Raw genomic sequence first — 15,323 nt, 5'->3', positions numbered from 1 at the left:
GAGGCTGGAGGTTGCGTCATGGTGGTCGTGATGTCGCCCGATGCGACGCCGGAACAGATCGACGCCGTCGTGGTGCGAGTGCGCACCACGGGCGGCGAGGCATTCGTCAGCCGCGGGGTGCAGCGCACCATCATCGGCCTGGTCGGCGACGTCGACGACTTCCGCGCTCTCAATCTGCGCAGCCTGCCCGGCGTGGCCGACGTCATCGCCATCTCCACGCCGTACAAGCTGGTGAGCGTCGACCACCAGCCGGCCCGCAGCACCGTCGTCGTCGGCACGGGCACCGGTGCGCGCCCGGTCATGATCGGCCCCGACGCCTTCACGCTCATCGCCGGTCCGTGCGCCGTCGAGTCGCTGGAGCAGACGCTCGAGGCGGCCGAGATGGCCAAGGCGGCCGGCGCCACCATGCTGCGCGGCGGCGCGTTCAAGCCGCGGGCGGCGCCGCGCGAGTTCCAGGGCCTGGGCAAGGTCGGCCTGCACATCCTGGCCGAGGTCCGCGAGGTCACCGGCCTGCCGGTCGTCACCGAGGTCATCGACCCGGGCGACGTCGACCTCGTCAGCGGGTACGCCGACATGCTCCAGGTGGGCGCCCGCAACATGCAGAACACCGCGCTGCTGCAGGCCGTCGGACGGGCCGGCAAGCCGGTGCTGCTCAAGCGCGGCATCCAGGCCACGGTCGACGAGTGGCTGATGGCCGCCGAGTACGTCGCCCAGCGCGGCAACCTCGACATCGTCCTGTGCGAGCGCGGCATCCGCACGTTCGAGACCGCCACGGCGACGACGCTCGACATCGCGGCCGTGCCGATCGTCCAGCGCCTCTCACACCTGCCGGTCATCGTCGACCCATCCCACTCGGCCGGGCGGCGCGACCTCGTCCTGCCGCTGTCCCGGGCGGCCATCGCGGTCGGCGCCGACGGCATCCTCGTCGACGTCCACCCCGACCCCGAGGCGGCGTTGTGCGACGGTCCGCAGGCGCTGGCCGGCGCCGACGTCCGCGAGTTGGCGTCGACGCTGCGACGGCTCATCCCGGCGGCGGGACGCCGGCTCGGCGACCCCTCCCCCGTCGGGCTCTGAGCCCGGCGCGTCAGCCGACGCGCGCGAGTTCCGGTTCGAGCTCGGCCGCCCGCTGCTGCCGCAGGTGCGCGCGGATCGAGTAGGCCAGCGCGGCCGCCCACACGAGCGCGACCACCACGTACGCCACGGCGCGCACCCCGCCGGGCGCGTCGACCCAGTCGCTGCGCAGGATGGTCCGGCCGTTCGTCAGCACGATCATGCCGCCGACCGCCGAGCCGAGCACCCGCGGCGGGACGATGCGCACCAGCCACGCGGCGATCGGCGCGGCGATCACACCGCCGGCCAGCAGCACGCCCACCCACGCGAAGTCGATGTTCTCCGTGCCCAGCCCGATGAGGAAGCCGACGCTCGCGGCCACGGCCACGATGAACTCGCTGGTGTCGATCGAGCCGATCACCTTGCGCGGCTCCATGCGGCCGCTGGCCAGGATCGCCGGCGTCCCGACCGGACCCCAGCCTCCGCCGCCGGTCGAGTCGACGAACCCGGCGACCAGCCCGAGCGGCGTGAGGAACCGGCGGCCGAGCGGCTTCGGGTCGCGGCGCACAGGCAGCCCGCGCAGCGTGAACCGGACCAGCAGGTAGATGCCGAGCGACAGCAGGATCAGGGACATCACCGGCGCGGCGGCCTCGGTGGACAGGCTGGACAGGAACGTCGCCCCGGCGAACGCGCCGACGGCGCCCGGGACCCCGATCTTCGCGACGACCTTCCAGTCGACGTTGCCGAACCGCCAGTGCGACAGCCCGGACACCAGCGTCGTGCCGATCTCGGCCAGGTGGACGGTGGCCGAGGCTGCCGCCGGGTTCGCCGTCACGGCGAGGAGCAGCGTGCTGGAGGTGACGCCGTAGGCCATGCCGAGACTGCCGTCGACGAGCTGGGCGGCGAAACCCACCAGGCCCAGCAGGACGAGGGTACGCACCCGGCCGCCTCCCAACCACCTAACCCGTCAGAACTATAGGAATAGTCACCTAGGTCGGGATTGTGGTCAACAGATGGACGCGGACGTCTCGCTCTACGGACGGGCCGCGATCGCCGGGGCGCTGGCGACCGTCGCTGAGGCCAGTTCCGCCACCCCAGCCAAGTTGATCTTGGAGTTCTTCGGAGATCTATCGGACATTCCATCCCACGATCGCCGAACAACTCCAAGATCAACTTGGTTTGGGGCGGGGTTTGTGGACGGAACGGACGAACGACGAGCCGGCCGGGCGCGGCGTCAGCCGCGCACCAGACCGGCCAGGACGCCGGCCGCTCGCTTGGCGTCCTCCGGGCTGACGTCCAGATGCGTGATGAGCCGCACCAGGCCGGGGCCGACCGTGCCGGTCAGCACGCCCTCGGCCGCCGCTCGCCGCACGAGGTCGGCGGCGCGGTCGCCCACGGAGAGCAGGACGACGTTGGTCTCGACGGCGGTCAGGTCGACGGCGGAGGGGTCGGCGTCGGCGACGGCCTCGGCGATCAGCCGGGCGTGCGCGTGGTCGTCGGCCAGGCGCTCGACGTGGTGGTCGAGGGCGTACAGGCCGGCCGCCGCCAGCACCCCGGCCTGCCGCCAGCCAGCGCCGAGCCGCTTGCGCCACACCCGCGCCTCCGCGATCGCCGCCACCGAGCCGACGAGCACCGAACCGACGGGCGCGCCCAGGCCCTTCGACAGGCAGACGGAGACGGTGTCGAACAGCCGGCCGTAGTCGGCCAGCGCGACGCCGGTCGCGACGTGCGCGTTCCAGAGCCGGGCGCCGTCGAGGTGCAGGCGCACCCCGACGGGGTCGACCAGCGCCCGAAGGGCCTGCAGATCGGCCAGCGGCTGCACCGTGCCGCCGGCGAAGTTGTGCGTGTTCTCGACCGCGACCGCCGCCGTCGACACCAGGTACGGGCCGGCGTCGGGCGTCATCAGGCGGCGGACGGCGTCGAGGTCGACGTGGCCGCGGGGGTCGGACCAGGTACGCGTGGTGACGCCGTGCCAGACGGCGTGCGCCCCGAGCTCGGCACGGACGATGTGCGCCCGCTCCTCGCACAGCAGTTCCTGCCCCGGCGCGACCAGCGACCGCACGCCCAGCACGTTGGCCAGCGACCCGCTGACGGTGAACAGCCCGGCCTCGTGCCCGAGCGACCCGGCCACCCGCTCCTCGAGCACGTGCACCGTGGGGTCCTCGTCGTAGACGTCGTCGCCGGTCTCGGCGCCGGACATCGCGGCCAGCATGGCGGCGGTGGGCCGAGTGACGGTGTCGCTGCGCAGGTCGATCGGGCCAGAGGTCATGAGGCCGACCCTAGTCCGGGCGCCACGAGACGCCCGGACAGGGGCGGCCGCCGTCAGAACTCGAACCCGGCGAACAGCACCGACGCAATGCCCAGCGCGACGACCAGGTTGAACACCGTCGCCGCCGCGAAGACGCCGACCGGACGCCAGCCGGCCTGGCGCAGCGCGCCGACCCGGAACTCCAGCCCGATGCTCACGAAGGCGAAGACGAAGAACCACGTCCGCAGGTCGTTCGCCACGGCGATGGTCTCCGGCCCGGTCGAGGCCGACGCGTTGTTCAGGTAGATCGTCGCGATGACCGACGCGGCGACGAAACCGAGCACGAACTTGGGGAACCGCCGCCACAGCTCGATCGCCTGCGGCCGCGGCGAGCCCGCCGTCCGCTCCACCCGGAACGCGAAGTACGCCGTCAGCGCCACCGCCACGATCCCCATCAGCGCGTTCTGCGTCACCTTGACGATGCTGGCGATCTGCAGCGCCTCCTCGCCGGCCAGCGCGCCGGCCGCGGTCACGGCGGCGGTGGTGTCGATGTTGCCGCCGATCCAGGCGCCGGCCACCGCCGCGTCCAGGCCGAAGGCGTCGGCCAGGGCGGGCAGCACGAAGATCGACGGCAGCGCGAACAGGATGACCAGGCTGGCGGTGTAGGCCAGCTGTTCCTTGCGCGCCTGGACGGCACCCGCGGCGGTGATCGCTGCGCTCACCCCGCAGATCGACACGGCCGACGCCAGCAGCGCCCGCAGCTTGTCGTCCAGCCCGAGCCGCCCGGCCAGCCACCACGTGAACAGAAACACGGCGCTGACCAGCAGCAACGCCTGCGCGACGGCCCGGCCCGCGGAGTCGACGATCAGCGAGAGGTTGATCGACGCGCCGAGCAGGACCAGCCCGGTCTTGATGAAGAACTCGGTCCGGAAGCCGCCGGACAGCCGGTCGCGGACGCCGAGCACGCTCAGCAGCAGGTTGCCGAGCAGGCCCACGGCGATCGCGTACACCGGGTACTCGACCGCCGCGCCGATCTCCTCCAGCGCGGTGCCCTCCGTCCAGCCGGGCACGTTCTCGGCCAGCGCCCACGCCAGCACGCCGAGCAGCAGCACCACGACCAGGCCGATGCCGGCGTGGCTCCACACCGGCGGCCGGATGTCGGCGGGGGCGGCCGCGGCGTCCGGCTCGGCCGCCGTCACGGGATCACGTCCGCGGTGATGACCCCGGCCAGGATCAGGATCAGCAGCGCCAGGCCGGCGATGGTCGCCGCCCAGTCCTCGTTGAGCGCGATCCGGCGGGCGCGCTCGACGCCCGGGGTCGCGGTGTCGCCGTCACTCATCTGGAGTCCTTCGTGTGGTCGCGGACCGGCTCCGGGCAGGCGGCAGCGGCCGGCCGCCCGGGCCGGTGAAGAGGGAGGAAGGCGGGGTGAACCGGCGATCAACGACAGAGGCTGCTGGCGACGCGCATCAGATCGACGGCGCGTCGCTGGGTCAGCAGCGGGCAGATCGGCATGCCGGGGATCCTGCGCACCGCGGCACCGCCCCGGCAAGCACCGTCCCAACATGTGGATGGCCGTCTCATCCCACGACCGAGTTCCACGATGCGGATGCCCGATTGATTTCCCATCGTTTACCTAGGAAATTGGATGACGTGCCCAGGCTGCTGCTCACCCAGCGACGCGCCGTCGATCTGATGCGCGTCGCCAGCCAGCTCTGTCACTGACCCGGGCATCCCGCGGCCGAACGCGCCCGCTCCCCGTCGCCCATCCCGCGATCCCGTCCGCCCCGGCCTCACCCCGGCCACCCCTCCCCGGAGTCACACATGTCTCTTACCGCCGTGTCCCCTCTTCATCCCATCGGGACGGCCGAACCGTCCCCGCTCGGCCTGGTCGTCTTCGTCGAGGTCGACGAGGCGCTGGCCGGCCGGTCCGGCACCACCGTCGTCGAGCTGGCCGAGCTGCTGCGCGAGTTCGCCCAGGAACTGCTGCCCACCGCCGAGACGTCGGCCGCGATCGCGCTGCGCTCCCCCAGCCACGCCGGCGCCCAGCTGCGCGCCGTCAAGGCCGCCATCGCGGAACCGGAGCGCGAGCCGCAGGCCGGGTCGGGCTTCCAGCTCGACCACGCCGCCCGCACCGCCGTCGTCGACGGCAGGGCGGTGACGCTGACGCACCGCGAGTTCGAGCTGCTCGCCTACCTGATCGAGAACCGCCGCCGCGCGGTCACCCGGCCCGAGCTGATCGACCACGTCTGGCCGCTGGGCACCCGGGCGGGCAGCCGCACCGTCGACGTCCACATCCGGCGGCTGCGAGTGAAGCTGGGTCCGCACGGGCGGCGGATCCACACGCTCCGCGGGCACGGCTACCGCCTGGACTGATCAGCACCGCTGATCAGTAGCGTCCCGGCATGTGAGCACTGACTGCTCGAAATATGAGACGGCCTCTATTGGCCACTAAACCACCGTGATTACTATGACTGGCCGTTCCACCATCATCCGGACACTCGACCCCGCCTGCGGGCGGAGGGGGGCAAGGCACCCATGAGCACCCGTTCCAGAGCAGCAGCGACCGCGCTCGTTCTCGTCGGCGGCCTGGCGCTCGCGGCCTGTGGGGGCGACGACGCCGACGACGCGTCCGGCGGCGGCGAGGAGACGACGCTGTCGATCGTGGGCTTCGCGGTCCCCGAGGCCGCCAACGTCGCGATCGCCGAGGAGTGGAACCAGACCGACGAGGGCGCCGGCGTGCGCTTCCGCAGCTCCTACGGCGCATCCGGCGACCAGAGCCGAGCGGTGGAGTCCGGCCTCGACGCCGACTACGTCCACTTCTCCGTCACCAGCGACGTCACCCGGCTGGTCGACGCCGGTCTCGTGGCCGACACCTGGGACGACGGCCCGACGAAGGGCGTGGTGTCGTCGTCGGTGGTCGTGCTCGCGGTCCGGCCCGGCAACCCGGAGAACATCCAGGGCTGGGACGACATCGTCAAGCCGGGCATCGAGATCGTCACGCCGAACCCGGCGTCGTCCGGCGCGGCGCGCTGGAACGCGCTGGCGGCGTGGGGGCACGTCTCGGCGAACGGCGGCACCGACGCCGAGGCCGAGGAGTTCGTCCGCCAGGTCTTCGCCAACGTCGTCTCGCTGCCCAACAGCGGCCGTGACGCCACCACCAGCTTCCTCGGCGGCACCGGCGACGTGCTGCTCGCCTACGAGAACGAGACGATCCTGGCCACCCAGAACGGCGAGGAGCTGGACTGGGTGCTCCCGGACACCACGATCCTCATCGAGAACCCGGGCGCGGTGCTGGAGGACGCCGATCCGAAGGCCCAGGAGTGGCTCGACTACGTGCTCAGCGAGGACGGCCAGCGGCAGTTCGCGCTGAAGGGCTTCCGCCCGGTCATCGACGGCGTCGACACCAGCGGCGTCGAGGGCGCGCTCGACCCGGACGACCCGTTCCCGGCGCCGGAGCACCTGCTGACCGTCGAGAACGACTTCGAGAGCTGGAGCGCGCTGTCGGACAGGTTCTTCGACGAGGACAGCGGCATCATCACCGGGATCATCGCCGAGTCCGGGAAGGCGGAGTGAGCGAAGCCGCGGCCGGCACCGTCCGGCGACGGCGCCCGCCGGCCACCACGGCCGGCGGGCGGCTGACCCGCGTCTCCGGGCTGGGCCTGGGCGTGGCGATGCTCTGGTTCAGCCTGCTGGTGCTGATCCCGCTGGCGGCGGTCGTCGCGACGGCCGTCGCCGGCGGCTGGGACGGGTTCTGGCGGGCGGTCACGAACGACCAGACGGCGGCCGCGATCCAGCTCACTGTCGGGACCGCGTTGCTGGTCACGGTCGTCAACGTGGTGATGGGGACGCTGATCGCGTGGGTGCTGGTCCGCGACCGGTTCGCCGGCCAGCGCGCGCTCGAGGTGCTGATCGACGTGCCGTTCGCGCTGCCGACGATCGTCGCCGGGCTGGTGCTGCTGTCGCTGTACGGGCCGGACAGCCCGCTCGGCCTCGACGTCGCCAACAGCCGGGCCGCGGTGTTCCTGGCGTTCCTGTTCGTGACGCTGCCGTTCGTCGTCCGGACGGTGCAGCCGGTGCTGGCCGAGCTGGACCGCGAGGTCGAGGAGGCGGCGGCGTCGCTCGGCGCGTCGCGGTTCACCACCTTCCGCCGGATCATCCTGCCGGCGCTGGCCCCGGCGATCGCGGCCGGCGCGGCGCTCTCGTTCGCCCGCGGCGTCAGCGAGTACGGCTCGCTGGTGCTGCTGTCGGGCAACCTGCCGATGCAGACGGAGGTGACGTCGGTGCGCATCCTCAGCAGCATCGAGAACGACAACCTCGACAACGCCGCGGCAGTGGCGACCGTGCTGCTGGCCATCTCGTTCGCGGTGATCGTCGCGCTCGACGTCATCCAGCGCCGGGTGGGCCGCCGTGGCTGAGCGGCAGCGGCTGCGGACCCGCGGGCCGGGCCGGTTCGTCACCCGCGCGATCGTGACGGCTTACCTGTTCCTGCTGGTCGCCTGGCCACTCTGGCTGGTCGCGCAGAACACGTTCGCCGACGGTTTCGACAACCTGCGCGGCATCCTCGACGACCCGGACGTCGTGCACGCGCTGCAGCTGACCGTCGTCGTCGCGGTCGTCGCCGTCGTCATCAACACGGTGTTCGGGGTCGGCATCTCGATCCTCATCGTGCGCTACCGGTTCCCGGGCCGGCGGCTGCTGAACGCGCTCCTGGACGTGCCGCTGTCGGTGTCGCCGATCGTGGTCGGGCTGGCGCTGGTGCTGGTCTACGGCGGCCGCTCGGGCTGGTTCGGGCCGGGGCTGGAGGACGCCGGGCTGCAGGTGATCTTCGCGACGCCGGGGATCATCCTGGCGACGACGTTCGTGGCGTTGCCGCTGGTCATCCGCGAGGTCGTCCCCGTCCTGGAGGAGATCGGCACCGAGCAGGAGCAGGCGGCGCAGAGCCTCGGCGCGACGGCCGCCCAGACGTTCCGGCGCATCACGCTGCCGGCCATCCGCTGGGGCGTCACGTACGGCGTCGTGCTCAGCCTGGCCCGGTCGCTCGGCGAGTTCGGCGCCGTCAAGGTCGTCTCCGGCAACGTCCTCGGCGAGACCCGCACCGCCACGCTCGTCGTCGAGGAGAAGTACCTGAACTTCGACCAGGGCGGCGCCTACGCGACCGCGTTCCTGCTCGCGCTGGTCGCCGTCGCCTGCATCGTCGTCGTCTCCATCATCCGGCCGAAGGAAGAACCCCGTTGAGCATCGAGATCACCGGCGTGACCAAGCGCTTCGGCGACTTCGTGGCGCTCGAGGACGTGTCCGTCAGCATCCCGTCCGGGCAGCTCACCGCGCTGCTCGGCCCGTCGGGCGGCGGCAAGTCGACGCTGCTGCGGATCATCGCCGGGCTGGAGTACGCCGACGCCGGCACGGTCGGCATCGAAGGCCTGGACGCCACCCACCTGCCGGCCCGCAAGCGCGGCGTCGGCTTCGTCTTCCAGCACTACGCCGCGTTCAAGCACCTCAGCGTGCGCCGGAACATCGCGTTCGGGCTGGAGATCCGCAAGCGGCCCAAGGACGAGATCCGCCACCGGGTGGACGAGCTGCTCGCGCTCGTGCACCTGGAGCAGTTCGCCGAACGGCTGCCGGCGCAGCTCTCCGGCGGTCAGCGGCAGCGGATGGCGCTGGCGCGCGCGCTCGCCGTCGAGCCGAAGGTGCTGTTGCTGGACGAGCCGTTCGGTGCGCTGGACGCCAAGGTTCGCAAGGAGCTGCGCGAGTGGCTGCGCCGCCTGCACGACGAGGTGCACGTCACCACCGTCTTCGTCACGCACGACCAGGAGGAGGCGCTGGAGGTCGCGGACGAGATCGTCGTGATCAACGAGGGCCGGGTCGAGCAGATCGGCAGCCCCGACCAGCTCTACGACGAGCCCGCCAACGACTTCGTCATGCGCTTCCTCGGCCCGGTCACGCAGCTGGGGGATCTGCTGGTCCGCCCGCACGACGTCACGCTGACGACCGGCGCGGACGACCCCGACGCCGTCGCCGGCCGGGTCGCGCGCGTCGTCCGGGTCGGCTTCGAGGTGCGGGTCGAGGTCAGCACGGGCGAGCAGGTCGTGCTCGCCACCATGACCCGGACGGAGTTCCTCCGCCTGGGCGTCGACGCCGGGACGACGGTGTCCGTGCGGGTGGTACCCGGCGCGCCGGTCGTCCCCGTGTCAGGTTCGTCGGTTCGGTCCGGACTGGAGGTACCCGCGAGATGAGCATCGTGACAGTGGTCGGCAACCCGAGGGCGGGGTCGCGCACGCTGGGCGTGGCGACGGCCGTGGCGACGGCCGTGGCCGCCCGCTCCGGCACCGGCGAGGGGCGGGTGCTCGACCTCGCCGGATTCGGCGGTCAGTGGCTCGGACCGCTGGCGCCGGACGGCGAGGAGGCGCTGGCCGCGGCGGCGGACGCGTCGGTGCTGGTCGTCGCCACGCCGACGTACAAGGCCAGCTACACGGGGCTGCTCAAGGCGTTCCTCGACCGGCTGCCCGGCGGCGCGCTGCGCGGGACCGTCGCGGTGCCGGTGACGGTGGCCGCGGCGCCCACGCACCGCTTCGTCGCCGACCTGCAGCTGCGCCCCGTCCTCGCCGAGCTGGGCGCCAGCCTGCCGGTGCCGTCGTTCGTCGTCGAGGAGCGCGAGCTGCCCGACCTGTTGCCGCTGGCCGAGCGCTGGGCCGCCGACCACGGCGCCGTCCTCACCGCGACGGCCGGGGCGCTGGCCGCGGCCGAGGCGGCCTGACGGTGGCGAGGCCGAGGCCGGCGAGCGTGCCGGCCCCGGTCGAGGCGGCGTCGCCGCCGGCCAGGAGCAGCGTCCGGGCCTGCTGATACGGGCAGCCGGCGGCCTCGAACGCGGCGGCCGTGGCGAGCAGGCGGTCGCGGTCGTCGTCGAGGAGCGCGAACGCCCGCTCGACGATGGCGCCGGCGACGGGGTTGCCGTCGACCACGGGGCGGGCGGCCGCGAGCCGTCCGGCCGCGTCGGGACGACCGGCCAGCACGGCGGACTCGGCCGCGAGGGCGACGTGCCAGTGCAACAGAATCCCGGTGCGCCACGGCGCCGGCCCGTCGCTTCCGGCGTCGAGCCCCTCCAGCGCACGGGTGGCCTGTCCCTGGTGCAGCAGGGCAACGGCGTCGAGGGTGGGGCTGTAGCCCGCGCGGTCGTCGTGGGTGACGCCCAGCTGGTCGAGGACCGCGAGCCAGTCGGCCCGGGCGGCGTCGTCACCGCGCAGGGCGTGGACCATCGCGACGGCGGCGGCGACCGGGCCGAAGCCGCGGGCCGCCGGGCGGCCCGCCCGGGTCCAGGAGTCGAGGAAGCGGCCGCTGGCGGCGACGGCCTCGGCGGCGTGGCCGGCGAGGGCGTCGGCCACGATCAGCTGCGAGGTCGCGAGGTGCCCGACCTCGGCCAGCGGCGGCAGGTCACGCAGCCGCCGCCCCCACTGGCGCGCGGCCTGCAGGTCGCCTGCGCCGATGCCGGCCGCTGTGGCGATGAGCAGGGCGTCGATCAGCTCGTCGGCGCTGTCGGGGGTGAGTGGCACGGTGTCGAGCAGGTCGACGCGGCGGCGCGCGGTGGCAGCGGCGGCGAAGGTGTCGCCGGCCCGCCGGTGCGCCGCGGTCAGTGCCTGGAGGGCGGCGCACTCCGCCAGCGGGTCGTCGAGGCGGCGGGCCAGTTCGACGGCCTGCTCGGCGCGGGCGGTCAGCTCCGCCGCCGACGTCGCGGACCCGGCCGGACCGCCCGGGCCGGCGAAGAACGCGTAGCCGAGGGCGAGGCAGTCGGCGAGCGCCACCGCCGCCTGGGCCGCCGGGTCGTCGCCGGCCAGCTCGCGCGCCCGGGCGAGCAAAGCGGCCGGCTCGTCGCGCGGCGGCGGCTCGGCGAAGGTCCCGGCCTTGCGGACGTGGGTGGTGACGGCCGTGGCGAGGTCGCGGGCGGCGCCGGCGGCGTCGCCGGCCTGCCGGGCCTGCTCCGCGGCCGCCTGCCAGAGGCGGTAGGCGTCGCCGCCGCGCATGCGGCACGCGGCCACGTTGGCGGCGCCTCGCAGGGCGGAGCCCGCCGCCGCGGGGTCGTCGGCGAGGGCGGCCGCCTGTTCGTAGCGCTGCTGGGACTCGCCGGCCAGGTTGCGGGTGAACGCCGGCCCCGCCAGCGCCAGCGCCAGCCGGTGGGCCTCGGCGCGGTATGCGGGCCGGCCGGCCGCCCAGCCGAGCGCGGCGCGGAGGTCGTCGGCGACCGCGTCGAACGCGACCCGCCAGGCGGCGCCGGGCGCGGGATCGTCGCCCAGCTCCGTCGCCGTGGTCAAGCACCACCGCAGCTGCCGGGCCCGGGTCGGCTCGTCCTCGCCGGCCGCGGCGAGCCGTTCGGCGCCGTACTGGCGGATGGTCTCCGCCGCCCGGTACCGGGTTCCTCCGGCCGACGCCGTGACGCTCAGCAGGTGCTGGTCGGCGAGGCGGGCCAGCCCGTCGACGACCTGGCCGGACTCCAGCGGATCGAACCCGGCGATCGTCTCGGCGGCCGCAGCGGTGAACGGCGAGACGAACACCGAGACGCGCCGCAGCAGCGCCAGGTCGGGTTCGGGCAGCAACGCCTGGCTCCAGTCCAGCACGGCCCGCACCGAGCGGTGGCGGTCGTCGGCCCGATAGCCGCCGACCAGCAGCCGCAGGTGGTCGGAGAGCCCCGCGACCAGGCCGTCGAACCCCAGGGCCGGCAGGCGGGCAGCGGCCAGCTCGATGGCCAGCGCCACCCCGTCGAGCTTGCGGCACACGTCGGCGACCTGGTCCAGGTGCGCGGACTCGACCGTCCAGCCCACCGCCTCGGCCCGGTCGACGAACAGGGCGACCGCGTCGGACGCGCCGTCGAGCGACAGCGGCGGCACCGAATAGACCCGTTCGAACGGCACCGAGAGCCGGGCCCGGCTGGTGGTCAGCACGTGCACCGACGGACAGCGCACCAGCAGCCGTTCGACGAACGGGGCGACACCGCCGGGCAGGTGCTCGCAGTTGTCCAGCACCAGCAGCGCACGCCGGTCGGCCAGGGCCGCCGTCACCGACTCGTCGATGCCGCGGCCCTGGTGCTCGCCGACGCCGAGGGCGGCCGCCACGGCGGTGCCGACCATCGATGGGTCGGTGACCGGCACGAGGTCGGCGAACCACACGCCGTCGGCGAAGTCGCCGGCGAGGTCGGCGGCGACGGCCAGCGCCAGCCGGGTCTTGCCGACCCCGCCCGGGCCGACGGCGCTGACCTGACGATGCGCGCGGACCGCTTCGCCCAGCGCGCGGCGTTCCCCGGCCCGGCCGATGAACGGGTTCAGGGGCGCCGGGAGCCCGGCCAGCGACTGGCTGGTCCGCTCTTGGCGGGCGGACTCGGCCGCGAGCCCGGCGAGCGCCCGGCGATCGGGCGCGTCGAGCTTGCGCAGCAGCGACGACACGTGGGTCTCGACCGTGCGCACCGAGATGACCAGCTGCGCGGCGATCTCGGCGTTGCTGCGGTGCTCGCCGACCAGCGCCAGGATCTCGGCCTCGCGAGCCGAGATGGACGTGGTGGCTACCCGCTTCGACACTCCGCCCAGTATTCCGTACGGCCTCCGTGGACGGACCCGTGCTGGGCACGGATGTCGGCGCTGCCGGTCCGGCGGGAGACTGACGCCGTCAGGTCCGCTCCACCGAGGAGGCAGCCGTGAGCCACGGCATCAAGACCATCATCGTCCCGGTCCGGGACCTCGGCCGGGCCCGGGAGCTCTACGGGGCCGTCCTGGGCGTGCTCCCCTACGCCGACGAGCCCTACTACGTCGGGTTCCGGGTCGGGGAGCAGGAGATCGGGCTGGACCCGAACGGCCACGGCCACGGAATGACCGGCCCGGTCGGCTACTGCCACGTGAGCGATGCCGCCGCGGCCCTGCGCCGGGCCATCGAGGCGGGCTGGCGCACCCGCCAGGAGGTCAAGGACGTCGGCGGCGGGCAGCTGGCCGCCGTCGTCGAGGACCCCAGCGGTAACGTCCTCGGCTTCCTCCAGCGCTGACATCCACCGGCACCGAACAGAAGGATTCCCTCATGACCACCATCGAGCACCTCACCCTCGAGACCGCCGACCCCGCGGCCGCGGCCGGCTTCTACGCCTCCCTCGGCCTGGGCGAGCGTGTCCGGGCCCGGGCCGCCGACGCGCCGTCGACCGGCTTCGGCGGGTTCACCCTGTCGCTCGTCGCGTCCCAGCCCGGCACCGTCGACGCGCTCGTCGCCGCCGCGGTCGAGGCGGGCGCCACGGTGCTGAAACCCGCCTCGAAGTCGCTGTGGGGCTACGGCGGCGTCGTCGCGGCTCCGGACGGGACCATCCTGACGGTCGCGTCCTCGTCGAAGAAGGACACCGCCCCGGCCACCCGGCGGGTCGACGACCTCGTGCTCCAGCTGGGCGTCGACGACGTGGCCGCGAGCAGGCAGTTCTACGCCGGCCGCGGCCTCACCGTCGCGAAGAGCTTCGGCCGGAAGTACGTCGAGTTCGACACCGGCGCCGTCACGCTGACCCTCAACCGGCGCAAGGCCCTGGCCAAGGTCGCCGGCGTCGACCCGGACGGTTCCGGAGCGCACGGCGTCGTCATCGGCGGCGCGGACGGCGCCTTCACCGACCCGGACGGGTTCGTCTGGGAGAGCGTCTAGTTCGACGACTCGAGCAGCTCGGCGACGAGGAAGGCCAGCTCCAGCGACTGGGTGCGGTTCAGCCGCGGGTCGCAGACGGTCTCGTAGCGGCTGCCCAGGCCGTCCTCGGCGATGGGGTCGCCGCCGCCGACGCACTCGGTGACGTCGTCGCCGGTGAGCTCGACGTGGATGCCGCCCGGGTGGGTCCCCAGCGCGCGGTGCACCTCGAAGAAGCCGCGGACCTCGTCGACGACGTCGTCGAAGCGGCGGGTCTTGTGGCCGCTGGGCGCCTCGTAGGTGTTGCCGTGCATCGGGTCGCAGATCCACGACGCGACGAGGCCGTCGGCGCTCGCCTTCTGGATCAGCGCCGGCAGGGCGTCGCGGATCTTCCCCGCGCCCATGCGCGTGACGAACGTGAGCCGGCCGGGCTCGCGCTCCGGGTCGAGCTTGTTCGCCAGCGCCAGCAGTTCGTCGGGCGTCGTCGTGGGGCCGACCTTGACGCCGATGGGGTTGCGGATGCGCGCCGCGAACTCCAGGTGCGCGCCGTCGAGCTGCCGGGTCCGCTCGCCGATCCAGACGAAGTGCCCGGACACGTCGTACGGCGCGCCGGTGCGGGAGTCGACCCGGGTCAGCGCCAGTTCGTAGTCGAGCAGCAGCGCCTCGTGGCTGGAGTACAGCTCGACCGTGCGCAGCTGGTCGGTGTCGATCTCGATGGCCCGCATGAACGACAGCGCCTGGTCCAGCCGCCCTGCCAGCCGCTCGTAGCGCTGGCCGGCCGGCGAGGTGCGGACGAAGTCGGTGTTCCAGGCGTGCACCTGGTGCAGGTCGGCGAACCCGCCGCCGACGAACGCGCGGGTGAGGTTCAGCGTGGCCGACGACGCGTGGTAGGCGCGCACCATGCGGTGCGGGTCCGGCACCCGCGCCGACGGCGTGAACTCGAAGTCGTTGACGATGTCGCCGCGGAACGCCGGCAGAGTGACGTCGTCGCGGGTCTCGGTGGACTTCGACCGTGGCTTGGCGTACTGCCCGGCGAGCCGCCCGATCTTCACGACCGGGACGCTGGCGGCGTAGGTGAGCACGACGGCCATCTGCAGCAGCGTCTTCAGCTTGTTGCGGACGTTGTCGGCGCTCACGCCGGCGAACGTCTCGGCGCAGTCGCCGCCCTGCAGGACGAACGCCTCGCCGCGGGAGACGGCGGCCAGCCGCTCGCGCAGCAGGTCGCACTCGCCGGCGAACACCAGCGGCGGCATGGCGCGCAGCTGCGCGACGGCGTCCTGGACGGCGGCGGGGTCGGGCCATTCGGGCTGCTGACCGGCCGGCAGCGCGCCGACCGCCTCCGTCAGTTCCGTGTACAGCGCAAGGTCCTCCGGGGAGTTCACGCCTTACAGGGTAGGCC

Annotated in this window: 16 protein-coding genes; 9 read left to right on the top strand and 7 right to left on the bottom strand. The window is 73.6% G+C overall.

The window, feature by feature from the left end; all coding sequences use genetic code 11:
• Positions 1–18 precede the first annotated feature (18 nt).
• Complete coding sequence (aroF, locus tag DZA62_RS19345) at positions 19–1,074, top strand: 3-deoxy-7-phosphoheptulonate synthase (RefSeq protein WP_116950546.1); 1,056 nt, start codon at positions 19–21, stop codon at positions 1,072–1,074.
• A gap of 10 nt (positions 1,075–1,084) precedes the next feature.
• On the opposite strand, the gene DZA62_RS19340 is transcribed toward aroF, so the two are convergent.
• From DZA62_RS19340 to DZA62_RS37635, 5 genes are all read right to left on the bottom strand, one after another.
• Positions 1,085–1,990 carry a sulfite exporter TauE/SafE family protein gene (locus tag DZA62_RS19340; RefSeq protein ID WP_116950545.1) on the bottom strand — a complete coding sequence of 302 codons (906 nt, stop codon included), beginning with the start codon at positions 1,988–1,990 and terminating at the stop codon, positions 1,085–1,087.
• Positions 1,991–2,284: 294 nt separating this feature from the next.
• The gene (locus tag DZA62_RS19335; RefSeq protein ID WP_116950544.1) at positions 2,285–3,319 is read right to left on the bottom strand and encodes a threonine aldolase family protein; all 1,035 of its coding nucleotides are present in this window, start codon (positions 3,317–3,319) and stop codon (positions 2,285–2,287) included.
• A 53-nt stretch (positions 3,320–3,372) separates the two neighbouring features.
• Positions 3,373–4,497, bottom strand: coding sequence for a YeiH family protein (locus tag DZA62_RS19330; RefSeq protein ID WP_116950543.1), 1,125 nt, complete (start codon positions 4,495–4,497; stop codon positions 3,373–3,375).
• Complete coding sequence (locus tag DZA62_RS36425; protein WP_198663961.1) at positions 4,494–4,637, bottom strand: hypothetical protein; 144 nt, start codon at positions 4,635–4,637, stop codon at positions 4,494–4,496. The genes DZA62_RS19330 and DZA62_RS36425 overlap by 4 nt, the downstream gene beginning before the upstream one ends.
• Before the next feature lie 98 nt (positions 4,638–4,735).
• Positions 4,736–4,810: a putative leader peptide gene (locus tag DZA62_RS37635; protein ID WP_408619179.1), complete on the bottom strand. Its 75-nt coding sequence runs from the start codon at positions 4,808–4,810 to the stop codon at positions 4,736–4,738.
• Between the two features lie 324 nt (positions 4,811–5,134).
• Here DZA62_RS37635 and DZA62_RS19325 point away from each other — a divergent pair, with 324 nt between their 5' ends.
• The 6 genes from DZA62_RS19325 to DZA62_RS19300 all read left to right on the top strand — a co-directional run bounded on the left by DZA62_RS19325 (position 5,135) and on the right by DZA62_RS19300 (position 10,052).
• Positions 5,135–5,671 carry a winged helix-turn-helix domain-containing protein gene (locus DZA62_RS19325; protein ID WP_157987771.1) on the top strand — a complete coding sequence of 179 codons (537 nt, stop codon included), beginning with the start codon at positions 5,135–5,137 and terminating at the stop codon, positions 5,669–5,671.
• Positions 5,672–5,833: 162 nt separating this feature from the next.
• The gene (locus DZA62_RS19320; protein ID WP_116950541.1) at positions 5,834–6,871 is read left to right on the top strand and encodes a sulfate ABC transporter substrate-binding protein; all 1,038 of its coding nucleotides are present in this window, start codon (positions 5,834–5,836) and stop codon (positions 6,869–6,871) included.
• A gap of 98 nt (positions 6,872–6,969) precedes the next feature.
• Positions 6,970–7,713 (top strand): sulfate ABC transporter permease subunit CysT, encoded by a 744-nt coding sequence (gene cysT, locus DZA62_RS19315; RefSeq protein ID WP_408619177.1) that lies wholly within the window; start codon positions 6,970–6,972, stop codon positions 7,711–7,713.
• Positions 7,706–8,533, top strand: a complete 828-nt coding sequence (locus DZA62_RS19310) for a sulfate ABC transporter permease (RefSeq protein WP_116950539.1) — start codon at positions 7,706–7,708, stop codon at positions 8,531–8,533. The genes cysT and DZA62_RS19310 overlap by 8 nt, the downstream gene beginning before the upstream one ends.
• Positions 8,530–9,531, top strand: coding sequence for a sulfate/molybdate ABC transporter ATP-binding protein (locus DZA62_RS19305; protein WP_116950538.1), 1,002 nt, complete (start codon positions 8,530–8,532; stop codon positions 9,529–9,531). The genes DZA62_RS19310 and DZA62_RS19305 overlap by 4 nt, the downstream gene beginning before the upstream one ends.
• Entirely contained in the window at positions 9,528–10,052 is a 525-nt protein-coding gene (locus DZA62_RS19300; protein WP_116950537.1) for an NAD(P)H-dependent oxidoreductase, read from the top strand. The genes DZA62_RS19305 and DZA62_RS19300 overlap by 4 nt, the downstream gene beginning before the upstream one ends.
• Here the strand turns inward: DZA62_RS19300 and DZA62_RS19295 are convergent.
• A complete protein-coding gene (locus DZA62_RS19295; RefSeq protein ID WP_116950536.1) occupies positions 10,009–12,858 on the bottom strand; it encodes an ATP-binding protein in 2,850 nt (949 codons plus the stop codon). The genes DZA62_RS19300 and DZA62_RS19295 overlap by 44 nt on opposite strands.
• Before the next feature lie 116 nt (positions 12,859–12,974).
• Here DZA62_RS19295 and DZA62_RS19290 point away from each other — a divergent pair, with 116 nt between their 5' ends.
• Both DZA62_RS19290 and DZA62_RS19285 read left to right on the top strand, forming a co-directional pair.
• The gene (locus DZA62_RS19290) at positions 12,975–13,316 is read left to right on the top strand and encodes a VOC family protein (RefSeq protein ID WP_116950535.1); all 342 of its coding nucleotides are present in this window, start codon (positions 12,975–12,977) and stop codon (positions 13,314–13,316) included.
• Between the two features lie 32 nt (positions 13,317–13,348).
• Positions 13,349–13,948, top strand: coding sequence for a glyoxalase (locus DZA62_RS19285; RefSeq protein ID WP_116950534.1), 600 nt, complete (start codon positions 13,349–13,351; stop codon positions 13,946–13,948).
• Here DZA62_RS19285 and DZA62_RS19280 read toward each other — a convergent pair.
• On the bottom strand, positions 13,945–15,306 hold the full coding sequence (locus DZA62_RS19280; protein WP_198663960.1) for a class II 3-deoxy-7-phosphoheptulonate synthase: 1,362 nt from the start codon (positions 15,304–15,306) through the stop codon (positions 13,945–13,947). The genes DZA62_RS19285 and DZA62_RS19280 overlap by 4 nt on opposite strands.
• Positions 15,307–15,323 lie beyond the last annotated feature (17 nt).

Source organism: Jiangella endophytica, assembly GCF_003427025.1.
In the GTDB taxonomy this organism is placed as follows: Bacteria; Actinomycetota; Actinomycetes; order Jiangellales; family Jiangellaceae; genus Jiangella; species Jiangella endophytica.
This window is presented reverse-complemented; position numbering and strand designations above follow the sequence as displayed.

What these genes read in the sequence shown, in the direction of transcription:
- aroF (WP_116950546.1), top strand. Translation starts at nt 19, where the DNA reads ATGGTGGTCGTGATGTCGCCCGATGCGACGCCGGAACAGATCGACGCC.
- DZA62_RS19335 (WP_116950544.1), bottom strand. Translation starts at nt 3,319, where the DNA reads ATGACCTCTGGCCCGATCGACCTGCGCAGCGACACCGTCACTCGGCCC.
- DZA62_RS36425 (WP_198663961.1), bottom strand. Translation starts at nt 4,637, where the DNA reads ATGAGTGACGGCGACACCGCGACCCCGGGCGTCGAGCGCGCCCGCCGG.
- DZA62_RS19320 (WP_116950541.1), top strand. Translation starts at nt 5,834, where the DNA reads ATGAGCACCCGTTCCAGAGCAGCAGCGACCGCGCTCGTTCTCGTCGGC.
- cysT (WP_408619177.1), top strand. Translation starts at nt 6,970, where the DNA reads ATGCTCTGGTTCAGCCTGCTGGTGCTGATCCCGCTGGCGGCGGTCGTC.
- DZA62_RS19300 (WP_116950537.1), top strand. Translation starts at nt 9,528, where the DNA reads ATGAGCATCGTGACAGTGGTCGGCAACCCGAGGGCGGGGTCGCGCACG.
- DZA62_RS19285 (WP_116950534.1), top strand. Translation starts at nt 13,349, where the DNA reads ATGACCACCATCGAGCACCTCACCCTCGAGACCGCCGACCCCGCGGCC.